This is a genomic window from Providencia sp. LY12 (genome assembly GCF_057621555.1).
The window spans coordinates 1088368-1104557 of the sequence record NZ_CM172594.1 but is presented as its reverse complement, the minus strand read 5'-3'; the positions used below and the strand labels follow the sequence as shown (position 1 = coordinate 1104557).

Annotated in this window: 14 protein-coding genes and 1 pseudogene; 3 read left to right on the top strand and 12 right to left on the bottom strand. The window is 38.6% G+C overall.

Annotation, left to right across the window (positions count from 1 at the left end; translation table 11 throughout):
• Positions 1-165 precede the first annotated feature (165 nt).
• On the bottom strand, positions 166-663 hold the full coding sequence (locus ACY3ZI_RS04955; RefSeq protein ID WP_487377449.1) for a zinc-ribbon domain-containing protein: 498 nt from the start codon (positions 661-663) through the stop codon (positions 166-168).
• 401 nt (positions 664-1064) lie between these two features.
• Between ACY3ZI_RS04955 and ACY3ZI_RS04950 the strand changes: the two are divergent.
• Positions 1065-1223 (top strand): annotated as a pseudogene (locus ACY3ZI_RS04950) (IS3 family transposase); the annotation flags it as partial.
• A 141-nt stretch (positions 1224-1364) separates the two neighbouring features.
• On the opposite strand, the gene ACY3ZI_RS04945 reads toward ACY3ZI_RS04950, so the two are convergent.
• From ACY3ZI_RS04945 to ACY3ZI_RS04895, 11 genes are all read right to left on the bottom strand, one after another.
• Positions 1365-2531: a GTPase family protein gene (locus ACY3ZI_RS04945; RefSeq protein WP_487376274.1), complete on the bottom strand. Its 1167-nt coding sequence runs from the start codon at positions 2529-2531 to the stop codon at positions 1365-1367.
• 277 nt (positions 2532-2808) lie between these two features.
• Positions 2809-3141, bottom strand: a complete 333-nt coding sequence (locus ACY3ZI_RS04940; RefSeq protein WP_006662590.1) for a hypothetical protein — start codon at positions 3139-3141, stop codon at positions 2809-2811.
• A gap of 45 nt (positions 3142-3186) precedes the next feature.
• Positions 3187-3678: a hypothetical protein gene (locus tag ACY3ZI_RS04935; RefSeq protein ID WP_006662589.1), complete on the bottom strand. Its 492-nt coding sequence runs from the start codon at positions 3676-3678 to the stop codon at positions 3187-3189.
• Positions 3679-3964: 286 nt separating this feature from the next.
• Positions 3965-4468, bottom strand: coding sequence for a hypothetical protein (locus tag ACY3ZI_RS04930; protein WP_487376271.1), 504 nt, complete (start codon positions 4466-4468; stop codon positions 3965-3967).
• Between the two features lie 486 nt (positions 4469-4954).
• Positions 4955-5899, bottom strand: coding sequence for a COG2958 family protein (locus ACY3ZI_RS04925; protein WP_487376269.1), 945 nt, complete (start codon positions 5897-5899; stop codon positions 4955-4957).
• Positions 5900-5901: 2 nt separating this feature from the next.
• Positions 5902-8802: a type I restriction endonuclease subunit R gene (locus tag ACY3ZI_RS04920; protein WP_487376267.1), complete on the bottom strand. Its 2901-nt coding sequence runs from the start codon at positions 8800-8802 to the stop codon at positions 5902-5904.
• A gap of 68 nt (positions 8803-8870) precedes the next feature.
• The gene (locus ACY3ZI_RS04915) at positions 8871-10106 is read right to left on the bottom strand and encodes a restriction endonuclease subunit S (RefSeq protein WP_006662585.1); all 1236 of its coding nucleotides are present in this window, start codon (positions 10104-10106) and stop codon (positions 8871-8873) included.
• Positions 10103-11713 (bottom strand): type I restriction-modification system subunit M, encoded by a 1611-nt coding sequence (locus ACY3ZI_RS04910; protein WP_487376265.1) that lies wholly within the window; start codon positions 11711-11713, stop codon positions 10103-10105. The genes ACY3ZI_RS04915 and ACY3ZI_RS04910 overlap by 4 nt, the downstream gene beginning before the upstream one ends.
• Positions 11714-11987: 274 nt before the next feature.
• Positions 11988-12413, bottom strand: a complete 426-nt coding sequence (locus tag ACY3ZI_RS04905) for a putative zinc ribbon protein (RefSeq protein WP_071524955.1) — start codon at positions 12411-12413, stop codon at positions 11988-11990.
• Positions 12414-12541: 128 nt separating this feature from the next.
• Positions 12542-12781 (bottom strand): helix-turn-helix transcriptional regulator, encoded by a 240-nt coding sequence (locus ACY3ZI_RS04900; protein WP_006662583.1) that lies wholly within the window; start codon positions 12779-12781, stop codon positions 12542-12544.
• A 99-nt stretch (positions 12782-12880) separates the two neighbouring features.
• Positions 12881-13504, bottom strand: a complete 624-nt coding sequence (locus ACY3ZI_RS04895) for an inovirus Gp2 family protein (RefSeq protein WP_487376262.1) — start codon at positions 13502-13504, stop codon at positions 12881-12883.
• Between the two features lie 862 nt (positions 13505-14366).
• On the opposite strand from ACY3ZI_RS04895, the gene ACY3ZI_RS04890 reads away from it, so the two are divergent.
• A complete protein-coding gene (locus ACY3ZI_RS04890) occupies positions 14367-15185 on the top strand; it encodes a hypothetical protein (protein WP_006662581.1) in 819 nt (272 codons plus the stop codon).
• Positions 15186-15267: 82 nt separating this feature from the next.
• Entirely contained in the window at positions 15268-16152 is an 885-nt protein-coding gene (locus tag ACY3ZI_RS04885) for a GTPase family protein (protein WP_487376260.1), read from the top strand.
• Positions 16153-16190 lie beyond the last annotated feature (38 nt).

Genomic DNA, 16190 nt, shown 5'->3' with positions numbered 1-16190 from the left:
AGAGTAATCCGAAAGTAACAACACGTATGATGATTAAATCGTCACAACGCCCGTTCACAACTGGCGACGCTCGTGACTATTTCTTTTGAGGTAAATATTTTTTCCGCGTTTTATCACTTCGACACAATGATAAGTAAACACACTCAGGGCACCAAGTACCGTCTTTCACATGTGCTGGCGTGGTATACCAAACATGCCCCCGTGCACATAGCCAACCCACCTTATCATTCGCTGTCGTATAAACTGTTGCCAAACACTGTCCGCCTCGCTCGGCGGCAATAGACTGCAACTCTGCCAATGAGCCTCGCATCGCCTCAATCGGGCAAACAGGACACCATGAGCCTTGAGCATTACGCGTAATATGCGGCGAGGTTTCCCATTCATGACCGTGAGCACAACGGAATTTGAGTTTACTTTTAGTATGAATGTATTTATCGGATAAACATTCCCCCCACGCGCTTTCGCCATGGCCTTTATCTCTGCAAGATATTGCGCTTGCTGTTGAACGCGCAAGCACTGAGGACACCACCGTCCCATCTTGACCGAATCCGCCAAAGCCTCCCAAGTGTGGCCCTGTTCGCATTGCCAAGTGAGTTTTGAGTTGGAATTAATGTACACCGTTGACAGGCAGATTCCCTGACGCTGGGCCGCCCATGCCTGCATCGTGCCAATCGAATGCCGCTTACTGTCAATATAGGATTGCGCGCACCATACACCTTGCCGTAAATAAAATGGACGGGCATTAATAAGATGCCCTTGAGCACATTGCAGCTTTAGTTTCTGATTGCCGTCTTCAGGATTGAGCCATATACCGCCCCATACGTCCACCATTTGCTCAATTTTGGCTTTAAGCTGCGCAGAATAGGATTGGGTACTTTGGCCCACATTACTCGGTCAGTTTTCAATCACGGCAAGAAAAGCCTGTTGTTGTTCCGGTGGAGCATGACGTAAAGCAAAACCTGCATTTTCGGGTAAATCAAGGCGCGTCATAATAACCATCTTTATCTCAATAACCTATTCCACCCAAACTTAACCGATATTATTACATTTGACTAGCATTCTTCCCTGCCTCAAAGCGAGCGCATACTGGCAGAGTTGTAGTGAATAAAAGCAGCCAACGTTGGTGTTAAGATGGTTTTGAGTTACGATGAGATAATGGTGAAAAACTGCGCGTCACGTTCGCTTTAGACTGTTGTGACCGAAAAACTCTGCCTTGGAGTGCTGTAGGCTCTAGATCTTGAGGCCTGCAATAAATAACTCAAGTCTCCGTTCTTATTCATACTGACTGAGTCTACTTTTTCTCATGGAACTATCCTAGATGCCCTTAGTTATCGAGGATAGTCCCAAAAATAAAGCGGGATTGTCTACCCAAAGAAAAAATTCCATACTTTCTTCACCGCCGAAACTACAAGCTTTTTCGCTGCCTTAGCAACGCTCGCTACCGGTTTAGGCAAATAATGATCAATAATATCATCCAGTGCCTCATCCACGGTTTCTTCGAAACCGCCTTTTGCCTCTTCGACAATTTCCGTTGTTTTTACGTCATTTTTGACCTGTGCTACTACGCCACTTTTTGCTTCCTTTGGGAGCGCTCTGACCATCGTTTCGACCAGTTTTGAAATATTGTATTTTTCATTTGCAGACACGGAGATAACCGGATGCTCAGTAAAGCCAAACCGCTCGATTAAATACGCTTCTTTTTTTCGTATGTTAGTCAGTTGGTTAAGTGAAGGCTGATTGTGCTCTATATCCCACTCTCGAAAAGGTTCGATTTTATCGATTTGGTTTAACACAAATACGGTTTTTTTATCGCCACCGGCAGGCTTTAAAACCTGTTGGTAAAAATGTTCATCTGCAGAAAAAGCACGATCATCACCTTTAACAACCCAAAGAATTAAATCCATTTTGGGTAGCAAGCGTTTATATAATGCTTCATATTCATTATCCCGATTCGCATTCTCGCCCACGCCCGGGATATCAATTAATCGAATTGATCTGTGACCAAATTCAATCTTAATTTCTTTCGTTTCCCTCGTGCAAGCTTCAACATCACTCACTGGGCAGACATCCCCCTTAAATATTGCGTTAATAAGACTTGACTTACCAGCCCCCGTTTTTCCCATAACACCAATAACCGGTTCATAGTCAATAATATTTTTAATTCGATTAAAAACAGACTCTCTAATTTCTTTAGGTAGGATATCTACCGCATTTTTAATTAATTTACTGCCTTGGCTCTCATTGTCCATTTCAACCCCATTCACTGTGTTTTTTTCTGTTATTTCTATTTTTCTTTTTATTATAATTAGATTACTTTTTATTTCTTTTAGCTTATTTTTGATGTCTATTGATATATCTTGATTACTATAGAGTTTTTCATTAACTTCACGATCTATATTTTCCAACTGATTTAGTAATGATTTTTTGATATACTCACTACGTCCTTCGCTATTATCCCCAAAAATTAACTCTTTGTTTTTTTTAACAATAGCATTGACTTCTTTTCGTTTCATCAAACAAAAGTCATTCATAAAAATATATCCTTAATGATTATCTAATCACTCACAAAAAAACTCACATCAATGTCAATTCAAAAATATTTTTTCATAAAAGAGAACATGCATCATGAAAATTACGCTCATCGTTGCCCCACAATGAAGTCACATTCTTTTACTTCAATCACTTTAACTAAAAAGATATCGCAATGATTTTTTGATTAAAATCTTCTCAATATTTAACACGATCGTGCTGTAAATTATTAATCTTCAGTGAATCCACAAGATTTATGATATTGATAAGATGATAAATTTAATCTTCTATTTGAACAAAAAATTGACCTTTTTTATTTTCATCCAAAAAAACAGAGTAGTTGATAACTTCAGAGGTCATTCTACCGTTAGTCCCTCGTAAAACAACGCGAGCTTCACAGGAATACTCTTTCGCTTTTTCATGTTTTTCAATTAAATCATGTCCTGTCACTGTGGGTGTAACATCCATAACACCTAGCTTATTAAAATAATTAACAATAACTTTATTTAAAAGTTCTTTTGTTTCTTTACTATCACATTTAGGCGGCATATTTTCACTACAACCCAGCATGATAAATGAAGTCAGTATCATTAATAAAAATTTAAATCTCATTGCATTGCCTCTTAATTAAAATGTGTGTATTTTATTTCTCTAAGATTACTGAATATATGCAACATTATGAATACCTTTTTCAGTAAGGGATTTCCCAAGCCTAATCGTATCGGGTATACATTTATCCTCTATATTTTTTCCCGTCATTTTATTCTGACTAATAAATGTCATCTCATTCGTATAAACATGTTTGACCCCTTCATTTCCAAGGAATATCTTTGTATCTCGTAAGAATGAAACCACAACCGCATCATCACTATCAGGACTATCTCCCCGAAGACCAAAAAAATGTATTTGTCCATCGTAATATAAGATATCTTGTTTAACTTCACCCGATGGAATATCAAGTTTAATCACGCCCCCACCTTCATCAGGATCATCTCCGGGAGCAAAGAACGCGATATAGACGGTATTACTGCCATGACTGACTGTCATTTTTACACCATCATCGAGCGTACATTTCAAATCAAAATTATCATCAGCAAAAGAAGCGGTTGTAAATAACATCCCTATAATCATTAAAATAATGTTCTTCATTGTAGTTTGCCTATTAAATAAAATTTACCCAGCAATAAAAAATAAATTCTGGCATTTTACATATCAAAACCATCAAACTATAAAAATATCAAAGGTGTTCGCCTATAATCAGTATGAATTTCTATTCTATTTTTATCTATCGTGAACGATATTCATCCCTATACTCTCTTTAATGCTTTTATATGCATTTCATGAAATTGCAATATATTAAAATATGCCCGTTGTGTACACTGTATGGCATCGTTCTAATGTTACTTTATTATCAATCTATTTAAAAACACAGTCATTACTCATTTTCATGATTGGTTTTTTTCTCATTTTGTAAATAAGCTCTTTGAACCAAATCGCTTTTTTCTTTTATTTCAGAAATAGAATTAATTAAAAAATTGATGTAGTACGTGGAGAATAGCAAGGTATAAACTGCATTAGGTTTTATATCCACACCATGAACTTTTAAATAATACATTTGTAATACACTTTTCGCTTTGAACGCCCAAACAATTAGCGCAATGAAGTACACTTTTGAAAGAATGATGGAGAGACTATAAAAATCACTGCCCATTGACATCACCAATTGTGCATCCCCTAAGAACATGCTCCAACCCAGCAATAAGGAAGGGACAACAAAATAATAGGGATGGATAATGACGCTCTGAGTTTCCGACCCAATCAATTTACTGGCGTTGTACAACCAGATAACTGGGTAAATACCCGCCGTCACTAAGGTTAAGAACACAAATTGAAGCGTTGTCGTGCTAAGCTTTTTAGATAAGTCATCAATATCAGACATGCAATTTCCTTATATTCAAGGTATGAGATACCACGTTGAGTTTTTAGAAAAACCAACGAACAGATGTGAAATATTACTCTAATATTAACAATATATCAGAGTATTCAACCATTATTATCGGTAAAGTTAGGCTGTTGTTAATGTACACAACAACCCCGCTCGGTTCAAATAGGTTTAGCAGATCAATAAATTGAAACCGATCGGTTTCAACGATCGATTTTAAATCGTGATAAAAATCAATCAATTAAAACCATAGCAATCCTAAGCCAAATAAAAATGCCCTTTTTATTTAAAAAATAAATGTCATACGCAGGCTTCAGCACACCTTTAATAGGGACTTTACGAGAATATAGGTCGGGAGATTATTCAGGGGTCGAGGTAAAGATAAAAAGCGAGAGAGCCATACTGTTCGAGTTGTTGGTTGCTTTTAATTGTGAAAAGAGTGAGTACTGCAGCACTCACCCTAATAAAAATTAAAGGGGGGCATTACTGGCGCCATTTCCAATCACTTTTTTTCACTTCACCGAGTTTATAAAATTCACTGACTAACTCAATATAATGTTCAAAATCAGGATTGATGGAGATAAGACGATTACAAAGCTCCCAGTCTACATTTTCTTTTTCGGTGGCTTGAATGAGGATTTGGGTATTCGCAATATCCTCTTTATCCAGCAAAATAATGCCAATGTGATGAGCAGCACACAGCATCCTCAGCTCTTTAAGCGTCTCATCTCCCGTGATTTCGGCGGCGACTAAATAGCCGACATTGGCCCATGACGAGTTAGATAGGGTTTGAAAGAACACCTCTCTGACATTACTCATATTAATTCTTTTTTTGACTTCAAAAGACCATAAGCGAGTTCGTGGTTCACTGTATTCATTCACACAGGCTTTTAATGTCGCTTGCCAGTGCTGCCCTTTATCTTCCAACCCCACTAAGTCAGGATGAAGCCATTTATTGCCATTTTTACCTTGTGTATTTTGGCTTTTCTTTTCATTAACGCGCAGTGAATAGACATTCATATAGCGCACCAACCATTCATTCAGCAAAGGATAAAGGTCATGCTCCGTCCACTCATTGGGATGAGCCGTGATATCAGTAATTTCGCTTTGAGCGATTTCCTCATCATCGGTCATCTCACTGTAATAATATTTTCGAGGACGTTCAATTGTGGTTTTTATTCTGACAGGCCGTTGTTTTTTCGGGGTTAGCCATGCGGGGGTTAAGGCACCAATTTCCGCGGCATACTGTTTCACTGCATCGTCTAACGTCGTGAGTGTTTGGCTTTTATTGATTTTCTCTTTGGCCCAATCCGGGTCTTGCCTCACCAACTGCTCAGCAATGTCCCGTGCCGTATATTGCTTCCCTTGATTTTGTTTGAGAAAAGCTAATGTTCTATCATACAGCGAACGTGTTTTTGAGGTGCTCACGGTTACAATCCTTCTAAGCCATCAATAAAGGTATCGAAAAAGGTATTAAGTTTTTGACTCACATTCGCAAAGATTTTCTTACGTTGTAAAATCTTCGGTGGATGGATTAAGGCATCCGCCATTTCTTCTGTCCGTGGAAAACGCCCTTCAAAGAGGTACGTTTCTATCATGCGACGGATAACATCCGGCTTAAGCTGCTCACGCTCACACAAATCATCAATGGCTTTTTGCTTCTCGGTATCCAAGTAGGCTTGGAAGCGTTGCCGAATGTCGTCATTTTGCTTTAACTGAGACAAATCATTTTCAATAAATTGTTGGATCAGACCTTGTTTACTGCGTAAGCGAGTGTCCCCACTGATGATATCGAGGACTTGTTTTTTCCGCTCTGCTTTTTTATCGTCAGGCATATCCCGCATTTCACCGAGTAACCGTAAGATATACCCCACATTAATATCATCACGGTGAATTAAACTTAATTCAAAATCAATGTCAGTTAATGGGGAAGGTTGTGTGGTATCACCTTGTTGGCTGCGGCGAACGCTGTCATAAATATCGAGGTATTTACTTTTGAAGTCTTCCAACATTTGAACTGGTACAACTAAATTATCATCACTGTGTTCAATAAAGGTATTCATGATATTCCGCAAGCGAAGAACATCGCGATACGCTTTCACAAAGGCCTCTTTTTCTTCATCCGTGTGCAGTCGGTCTACCGCGGCCGGATTTTCAGCAATATCGAGTAATGCTTGCAGTTTTTCACGGTAATCAATCAAATATTCATTGTACGGTTGAACCAGTACGATGGTCTTCGCATTCTTATTTGAAAATAAACGAATAGCATCATCGGTGTTTTGTTTTAGGTTTCGAAAACACACAATGTTGCCTTGCTTTTTTTTGTTACCCAAAATCCGGTTAGTACGAGAAAAGGCCTGTATCAAACCATGGTAACGCAAGTTTTTATCTACATATAACGTATTGAGTGGTGGGCTATCAAATCCGGTTAAAAACATATTGACGACCAATAAGATGTCAATCTCACGATTTTTTACTCGCTCAGCAATGTCAACATAGTAGTTGCGAAAACTATCGCTGTCTTTGGCACTTTGGTTCGTTTTAAAGTCGCGATTATAGTCGAGAATAAACTGGTCTAAATAGTCTCGGCTGGAAGAAGGGCCTTTTGATTCCGGCAAGACTACATCTTCTTCATCCAACATGTCACTGGCGCTTTCTTTATCCAGTGGCTCATTGGGGGCATAAGTAAAGATAGTCGCAATTTTTAATGGGCGGTAATGGGGATTTTGACGCTGTCGTTCGGCCTGTTTTATTTTAAACAGGTGATAATAACGAATGAGTAATTCAACACTGCCCACACAAAACAGCGCGGTGAACTCACGATGAGCCGTTTTTGCATCATGGCAACCTAAAATATAATCAACCACTTGAGACAAGCGTGTTTCACTTTCTAAAACGGTTTTGCTTTCCGTAGGCTGTGTCAAAATGGCATCACAGTGGTTGGGATTAACGGTGCGATTTTCCCCTAAATACTCCACGGAGAAACGCAGTACATTTTCATCGCGTATCGCATCAACAATCACGTATTTATGCAGGCATTCATCAAACAGCATTTCCGTGGTTTGCTCTATCCCCATGGTCATGTTGACATTTTCCGCAAAAATTGGCGTTCCTGTAAAACCAAATAACTGTGAGTTACGAAAGAATTTGCGAATATTACGGTGGGTTTCGCCAAATTGACTGCGGTGACATTCATCAAAAATAAATATGACGCGCTTGTCTTGTAAATATGCCAACTTAGCCACGTGGTTTTCTTGGGTGATTGTCGTGTTGAGCTTTTGGATAGTGGTTAACACGAGCTTTGTATCTGTATCAACCAATTGATTGACTAAGGTGCGGGTGTTGTTGGTGGTGTCGACACTGTCTTTTTTAAACGCATTAAACTCGCGCGCGGTTTGGTGGTCGAGGTCTCGACGGTCAACAACAAAAATTACTTTATCGATTTCCGCCATCCCCATAATCACTTGACTGGCTTTGAATGAAGTTAGCGTTTTACCCGAGCCTGTAGTATGCCAGATATAGCCATTGCGAGCCGATGCCTGAACATGCTCAATTATCGCTTCACACGCATACATCTGATAAGGGCGCATGACCATCAGGCATTTCCCCGTCTCCTTCAACACCATGTAGTGTGTTATCATTTTGGCGATATGGCACGGTTTCAAGAATTCAGCCGTAAACGCATGTAAGTGAGTGATGAGGTTATTTTCTTTGTCTGCCCAGAAAAACGTTTGCTCAAAACTCAACGACTTATTGTTAGCATAATACTTGGTGTTGACGCCATTACTGATAATAAAGATTTGGGTAAACAGGTAAAGACCACTGCCCACCCAAAAGGCATCGCGGTGATAACGGTCAATTTGATGAAAGGCTTCTTTAAGCTCTAACCCTCGACGCTTCAGTTCAATTTGTACCAGTGGTAATCCATTAATCAATAACGTCACATCAAAGCGTGTTTTTCGCGTTTGCTGCTGAGCATTGTATTGTCGGACTTGATTGGTGACTTGAAACTCATTACAACACCAATCTTCTTTATTAATAAACCGTATCCACTTGGTTGACCCATCATCACGGGATAACGAATAATAATCTCGCAAGACTTTCGCCCGCTCAAAAACTGTATTACCTGCAGTTAAATGCAGGTAAATTCGCTCAAATTCGCCATCCGTTAAGGGAGCATGTTGCAGCTTATTATGCACCTCAATTTGCACACGAAGGTTCGCTTTCATTGACGCTTCATCATGCACATCCACCCAGTCATAATGCAAATCAGTGGTTAAACGTTGAATTAAATCCTGCTCTAATTCAAATTCACTCTGTGTTTTTTGCATATGACGGGCTCCATTATTTTTATTCGATTGATATCAATAGGGTAAAATATTCAAATCACAGTAACTAATTACACAAACATTTGTTGTAGTAATCCCTGTTTCCACTGTTTTAATTGATTGAGCTGAGTGTTCTCGAGGGTGATTTTATCATCAATCGATGAAAGACAATTGGCAATTTTACGCTGTTCTTCTATACAAGGGAGATCAACCTTAATCTCCATAAATTTATTTTTAGAAATATTGAAACGAGTGCTTCCTTGAGCTAATAAAATTACTTTTTTTCTAAAGCTTTCATTACCAAATAAAAATGGAGAAAATTCAGGCAACAATTTGTCAAAAGAATCAGGCCTAAAACCGAAACAAAAGCTATTGAGATAGGTTGATTCTAATAATTCATCTAAAAGCGTAGCGCTAAACCCTACCTCGTTAGGTGTTTCGGAAGAAGTTGTAAAAAATGAATCACCAAATTTCACAGTAGATTGGCTTTCATTAGCATCGATATTCACCTTTTCAAATTTAGTGACATCAATAACTCGATCATCAAAGATTTGTTTATATGTAATATAGTCTGCCCCTTTACCAAAATCTTTAGCTGTTTTTCCTGTTAGTCCATTGAATGATTTTCCAATTTCAGATAAACGGAAAGTCATCCAACCTTGAAAGTTATCACCGTCATTACCTTTAAACCGAATTTTTTGGCTAAACAGCTTTTGCATCATCCCTTTTTTATACTGCTGTAATAACTCTACTTTACGATTTTGTAGAGCTATTTTTTCATCAACAGATGATAAAAAGTCAGCGGTCTTAGCTTGAAGTTCTATACAAGGGTAAAGAATTTTTAAATTTTTTAATGAATCAGTTTCAAGTTTTCCAGCACCGATCCCCGTTCCAACGACCATTCCTAGTAGTTGATGTTCTTTGGCTAATAACCATTGCAATAAATACTGTGGTAACAATTGATGATTACAATTGATTGATTTAACGTCTTGATTAAAAGCAGCCGGTCTACTTAACATACCTATAGGGATTTTCTTAAACAGAATACTTCCTCTAACAAGCAAAAGGATTGAATTCGCTTCTGCTATCCTAGAACCATTTTCCAACCCTAATTTAGATATTTTTGTTTCAGAAAAGTGAAGGAGCGTATTTTTTAAACTGGATGCAGTATGCCAATCAATATTACCATCCCAATAATCAGGATTTGATTTTGAGGGAGTTCCTCCAGAAAACCATTGGGTTACTTCCCCCAATCGTTGCTCTTGGTATAATTCATTGTTTTTGAAGTTTAATCTGGGAGACTTCATTTCAGACTCCGTTTATTCTGAGAGAAAGGTGCTAATATTCCCAGTTCTTGACAATACTGAGCAATTTTCTCATCTACACTAGCCATATTGGATTCAAGGCTAATAAGGTCATTTGCAATGGCGTTTATATCAATTTCATCTTCAGCTTCAAAGGTATCCACATAACGGGGGATATTCAGATTGTAGTCATTACCTTTAACTTCCTCTAATGTAGCTAAGTGACTGAATTTCTCAATTTCAGTTCTGTCAGTATAGCAATCAATAATTTTATCAATGTGATTAGGGGATAAAAGGTTCTGCGTTTTGACCTTATCAAACTCTTGGCTAGCATCAATAAAGAGAATATGGTCATCATCTTTACGGCATTTTTTCAGCACTAAGATACAGGTTGGAATACTGGTGCCGTAGAACAAGTTTGCAGGCAATCCAATCACTGCATCAATACAGTTGAGCTTTTCAATCATGTATTGTCGAATATGACCTTCTGTTGCCCCTCGGAATAACACACCATGAGGGAGTACAACCGCCATCGTGCCATCTTCCGCTAAGTGATAATACATGTGCTGGACAAAGGCCATATCTGCTTTCGTTTTCGGCGCTAATTTACCGTATTGACTAAAACGTGGGTCACTGAGCATTAAGCTATCCGCAGACCAATGTGCTGAAAATGGCGGATTGGCTACGATTGCATCAAAGCGCTTTTCAAGATGCTGCGGTTGAGTTAACGTATTTTCTTGGACAATTTCAAAGTCTGCATAATGAACCCCGTGCAATATCATGTTCATTCGCGCCAAGTTGTAGGTGGTACGGTTTAATTCTTGTCCGTAAATTTTACCTACTGAATGCGCTTCACGTTTAACTCGCAACAGTAATGAGCCTGAACCGCAGGTTGGGTCATAAACGTTCTTTAATTTGAGTTTATGTGCAGTAACAATCTTAGCTAACAGTGTAGAAACAGGTTGGGGTGTATAGAACTCACCCGCTTTTTTCCCTGCACCACTGGCAAACTCACCAATTAAGTATTCATAAGCATCGCCCAGAATATCCGTGTTAGCATCGGTTAAATTAAAACTCAATTCATCCAGCTTATTAATGATGCTCGCAATCAATTCATTTTTAGCCGCTTCCGTATTACCCAGCTTACTGGAGGTTAAATCTAAATCTTCAAACAAGTTACTAAAATCATCGACAGACTCTGAGCCCAATGTGCTTTGCTCAATACCGCGTAGTATTTTACTTAAATCCTCTAAGATAAAACCTTGTCCAACCCCTTTCGGGTCAGCTTGAACACGTTTAGCCAGTGAGTGAAAAAGAGATTCAGGGGGAAGGTAATACCCAATCGCTTCAATGGCATCACTTTTCACGGCCTCAAGGATGTCGGCATAATCCGGTGAGTGAATGTCCAGTGAACTATAGGTTAAGCCGTCTTGTTTCAAAATATGGTCTGCATAGTTAGCAAATTGCTCAGACAAATACTTATAGAAAATAAAGCCTAAACAGTAATCTCGAAACTCATCTGCATGCATCTTCCCACGTAACGAATCTGCGATATCCCATAATTTACCCTGAAGTTCACGCAATTGCTGTGCGTCATTTGCCGTTGTCATGTCATTACCTTGATGATTGAAAAACTGCCACTCACATCCCCTAAATAGTGGGGGGTGAAAGTCACGATGGACACAAAATATCATAACGCCATCTTATCATAAAACCACGATAGAAACTGACTATGGCTGACAGCCCTACGGACTAAAACATAAGATGGCTACTTAAAGTTTTCAATTCTAAGTTACTGAAGAATAATTGCCATAACACCAACTGAATACTTAACACACTCATCCATCCGATGAGCCCTTAGATAGATGAGTGGGTAAGTTGAAATTAATACGGCAATGACCAATCTGATTTTGTTGCTAATGAAGTATCCCTTAATGCTGCCTCCGTACTGTAAACACTATGCTGACAATAAGGGCAACCTTTTGGACCATGATAATCGTGCTGACAAAGAGTACAGAACCAATGTCTTACAGGCACGAGTGGAGGAAGCCAAGCCCACCATCCTGCCAGCTTAAAATGTCGATAAAGTGGGTTTAGTTGTGCTTGGCAGTATGAACACTTTAGCTCCTCTGAGTTATTCACATGCATAAAATAATATTCTCGTCCTTCTTTGTGCAGAGAAAGTGCCGCTTGGCAGTGATAGCACTGGTACTGTGTGAGTGGTTGAGTCCCGGCTTCTTGAGCCCCAATGATTTTTAAGTCAGGATTTAACGCGAGATAAAGTCGTACTGGTGAAGGCATTAGCATCATTATAATTTAACTCCAATGAACTCCCCTCTTCTCAATAGGCGCGTCAAAACACCGCATACTGATGGGCTATGCATTGATATCAATGACGGGAAATAGCTAAAAAGAAGAGGTGGCTGAATAAGGGGGATTTATGACATGCGAGACATTTCAATACGCGCAGATAGCCACTGCTCAACTTCACTTTTAAGCCAACGAGAGCTACGGCCTAATTTAATGGGTTTGGGAAACTCGCCATCTTGAATGAGCTTATAAAACCATTTATCGGTTAACCCGGTTAATTGGGTAATAAATTTCATATCGATAAACTGGTCATTTAGTAATGGAGACAATGGCATTGCGGTCGTTGATGCTTCGATTGGATTTGTCATGAGGAAGAACTCCTGTCCTTAAAATTAAAGTCAGAAGCGATACCAGTTTGATAAAAGGGATATCACTTCACGTCATGACATCCCTTCTCCAGTTTTTAATTACCGACTGCATCCAAATGACCGTTCACCCTCTACATAAAACTTAGTATGCAACTTAGCGAGATACCGTATTCGATTTACAATGATATTTTGGGATTGATTCGTCACAATGTAGGTATAAATGCCATCTTCAGTTTCTTCTTGCTCCACACGATATAAATACGTGACATTTTTACCCGCAATGTTGACTAATGGGCGAGACGGTAAATACCTCATTTTAATAGCGCTGCACCAAGCTTGTTGTAACATGGCATAAAGGGTTCCACTGTCTTTTTTGAAATCCCCTAAGGAGTGATAGATATCTTTGTTAAGCAGCAACATCACGTGGTAGTGCTTTTGTTTATTCTTCTCGCCAATCTCTTTCACCCAAGAATAATGTAGTTCACAGGAAAGATTACGTTTCCAAGCATCTTTTTTCTTTTTAAGGTCATTTTTGATTTTAGCCTTAAGAGATTCAAAGAATCGGGTAATTGCTGCGGAGTCATCTGCGACGTCTTCGTCCTTTGTCGTTATAGGAAAGCGTAAATCAAGGTGTATGGCAGTTAAGCGCTTATGTACAGCCAGCGCCTTATTGATGGTACGGTTAATTTGGTTTACATAGTGTTGGTTAAGCTTTTTTGACATGACAAATTCCTCTTATGTTGATTGGATGTCATATCAATGGGAAGGCTTGTTGCTAATTACAGTTTCGTTATTAGGAGAATAAGCTCACCAATCTAAGTCTGCTGCTTAAGGCTGCTACATCGTCATACTGAGTGAACTTTTAAGGGAATAGTAGATTGGTAAGTCACTGTAGATTTATAAGGTATGTGCTTAACCATGTAGGTCATCTATGTATTAACAGGTTTATAGTGGATGATGTCACTCTAGGTCTATAGGTATCGTTTTAGATGTGTAGGTTGGTTTTTGTATTGGAGTCGTATTGTTTATATTTAAATGTATTGTTCATATGTAGCATGTATATTTATATAACTATACCAACACATCGATGAGGCTATTTTCGTTAAAAGGCCTCAGTAAGTACTCCAGCGTAAGGACGATAACCTGAAATTAAGCTGAGTTTAAATGCATTTTTTCAATAAAAACCACAACTCACTACTCTGATATTAGCCCCCTATTTTCACCTCTCAATGACCTCATTTTTATACTCTTCACTCTTAAAAAAACATACAAATTTTAATTGCTATCCTCATTTTTTCGCGGGTCATCACGAATAGCGTAAGCCTGAAGCCTTCCAGCCAATATCATCAAAAATAAATACATTAAATTATAATTATATAATAATATAGATATTTTATTAAAGTGCGCACCTTTGCGGTGTACGATAATCCAAGTAAAAATTAAGCTTATCGCTTATCCGTGGCTTTGGAAGTAGAACGTTTTTACCGAGTAACGCGTATTATTTTTTTACGACATAATGCATCTATTGGAGCTTGTTTCATTGTGTCATACTCGTTCATTTGACAGTGCGGATTAGGAAGGGACGATGACAAGTGAATACCGAGTTCATATTAATTTTAAAAACCAGCACATCTATGATCACATCCGTAAAGGTGCGGAGCGCGCTAATACAACACCAGGAAAATTTGCAGAACAACTTATTGAGAAAGAGATTAATCGTTCTATCACACACTATGACAGTGATAATGCCGATTTGAATCAAGCTTATAAGGACATGACATGGGTAAAGTCGAAAGAAGGATTGATGTCGAGACCAACTAAATTCTGGCCTGGAGGTGTCAATAAAGATTACACAGTAGAAGAATTTAATACTCGATTCATTAAATCTAAGAAAATCAATAGAACGGCTGTATCTGAATTAATTAAGGGTGAAATTATCAATCTAAAAAATTATCCTGCTAATCTCATCAAGCCACTTGCTGATATAACGCTTATACTCATAAAAGAAGCCAGCGTGCATATCTTAGATGTAAAAACCAGTTATCATGATGAAAAAGAATCTCAGCCAAAAATTAGAATTGCCTTGAGCTATGAGGCAGAAATCGTGCCTGTGTACTTACATGATGACATTTTAGAAATAAATATTCTCGACATTAAGCACTATACATTTGCCCAGTTATTTCAAGAAAATCGAGCTTATCATTTAAAAAAATTATTCTGTGTTCAAATAACGCGAAAAGGGGGATATTTTTTGAGGGCGCTCAATTCACCCATTTACCGTGGTGACGTGCTGTGTGAAATTCAGGAAAAATATCAGCATAAAGTGAAAGCTCACATTGAAGATAAAAATGTCAGTATAAAAAACCGTTCGGAGCAAGTTAAGCAACTTATTACACTTTATTAGTTATCACTTAATCATAACCCCTTTCAGTTAGATATTTTTTCAAAACTACATTATCTCCTTGTAAAATCACAAGGAGATTTTTATGTCTGCTGAACATATTGTTTCATCATTAATCAAAGCCACCCTACCTAACTCACTGTCACACCTGCAGTCCCAGCTCTTACATGAAGTGAACCAACTTGTTCACTATTCCCCCACGATTGGTCTTATGGGCAAAACGGGTGTGGGGAAATCAAGCTTATGTAATGCTTTGTTTCAATCTCACGTTTCTGCGGTGAGTGATGTCCAAAGTGGCACACAAACTGCTAAGCGGCTGCAAATGACGTTAGGAAAACGCACATTAACACTGATTGATTTTCCGGGCATCGGTGAATCACTGTCGTGTGATAAAACGTATCAAGCGTTATATCAACAAATGTTACCAGAACTGGATTTGATTATCTGGGTATTAAAAGCGGATGATAGGGCGTGGACGTCGGATGAGGTAACTTACCGTTTTTTAACACAGCATTGTGGGTATCAAGCTACGCAATTTTTATTTGTGATTAATCAAGCTGATAAAATTGAACCTTGCCGTGAATGGGATGTTCATGCTTGTCATCCCTCCCACAAACAAGCTAACCATTTACAGTTAAAAATCGATGCCGTACAAAAAGCATTTTCCCTGCATCATCCTGTCATTGCTATCTCCGCGAAAGAAGGCTATCAAATTGATGTGTTCGTTGAACATTTCATACACGCCTTACCCGCAAAAGCCAGTAGCAGTACCTTGACGCAATTAAAGCCAGTCTACCGGACAGAGTACATCAATTCACAGGCGAAACAAGATTTTGGGCAATGTGTGAATCAGGCGATGGATGACCTGATTTATCAACTGCCTCTCCCTATGGGGGTAAAAGACACCTTTATCCAAATCAAAGACACGCTGGTTTCTGCTGTCATCTCACTTTGGCGATGGCTATTTTAATCATTCTAACCGTTATTCATCAAAACACAGTTAATCAT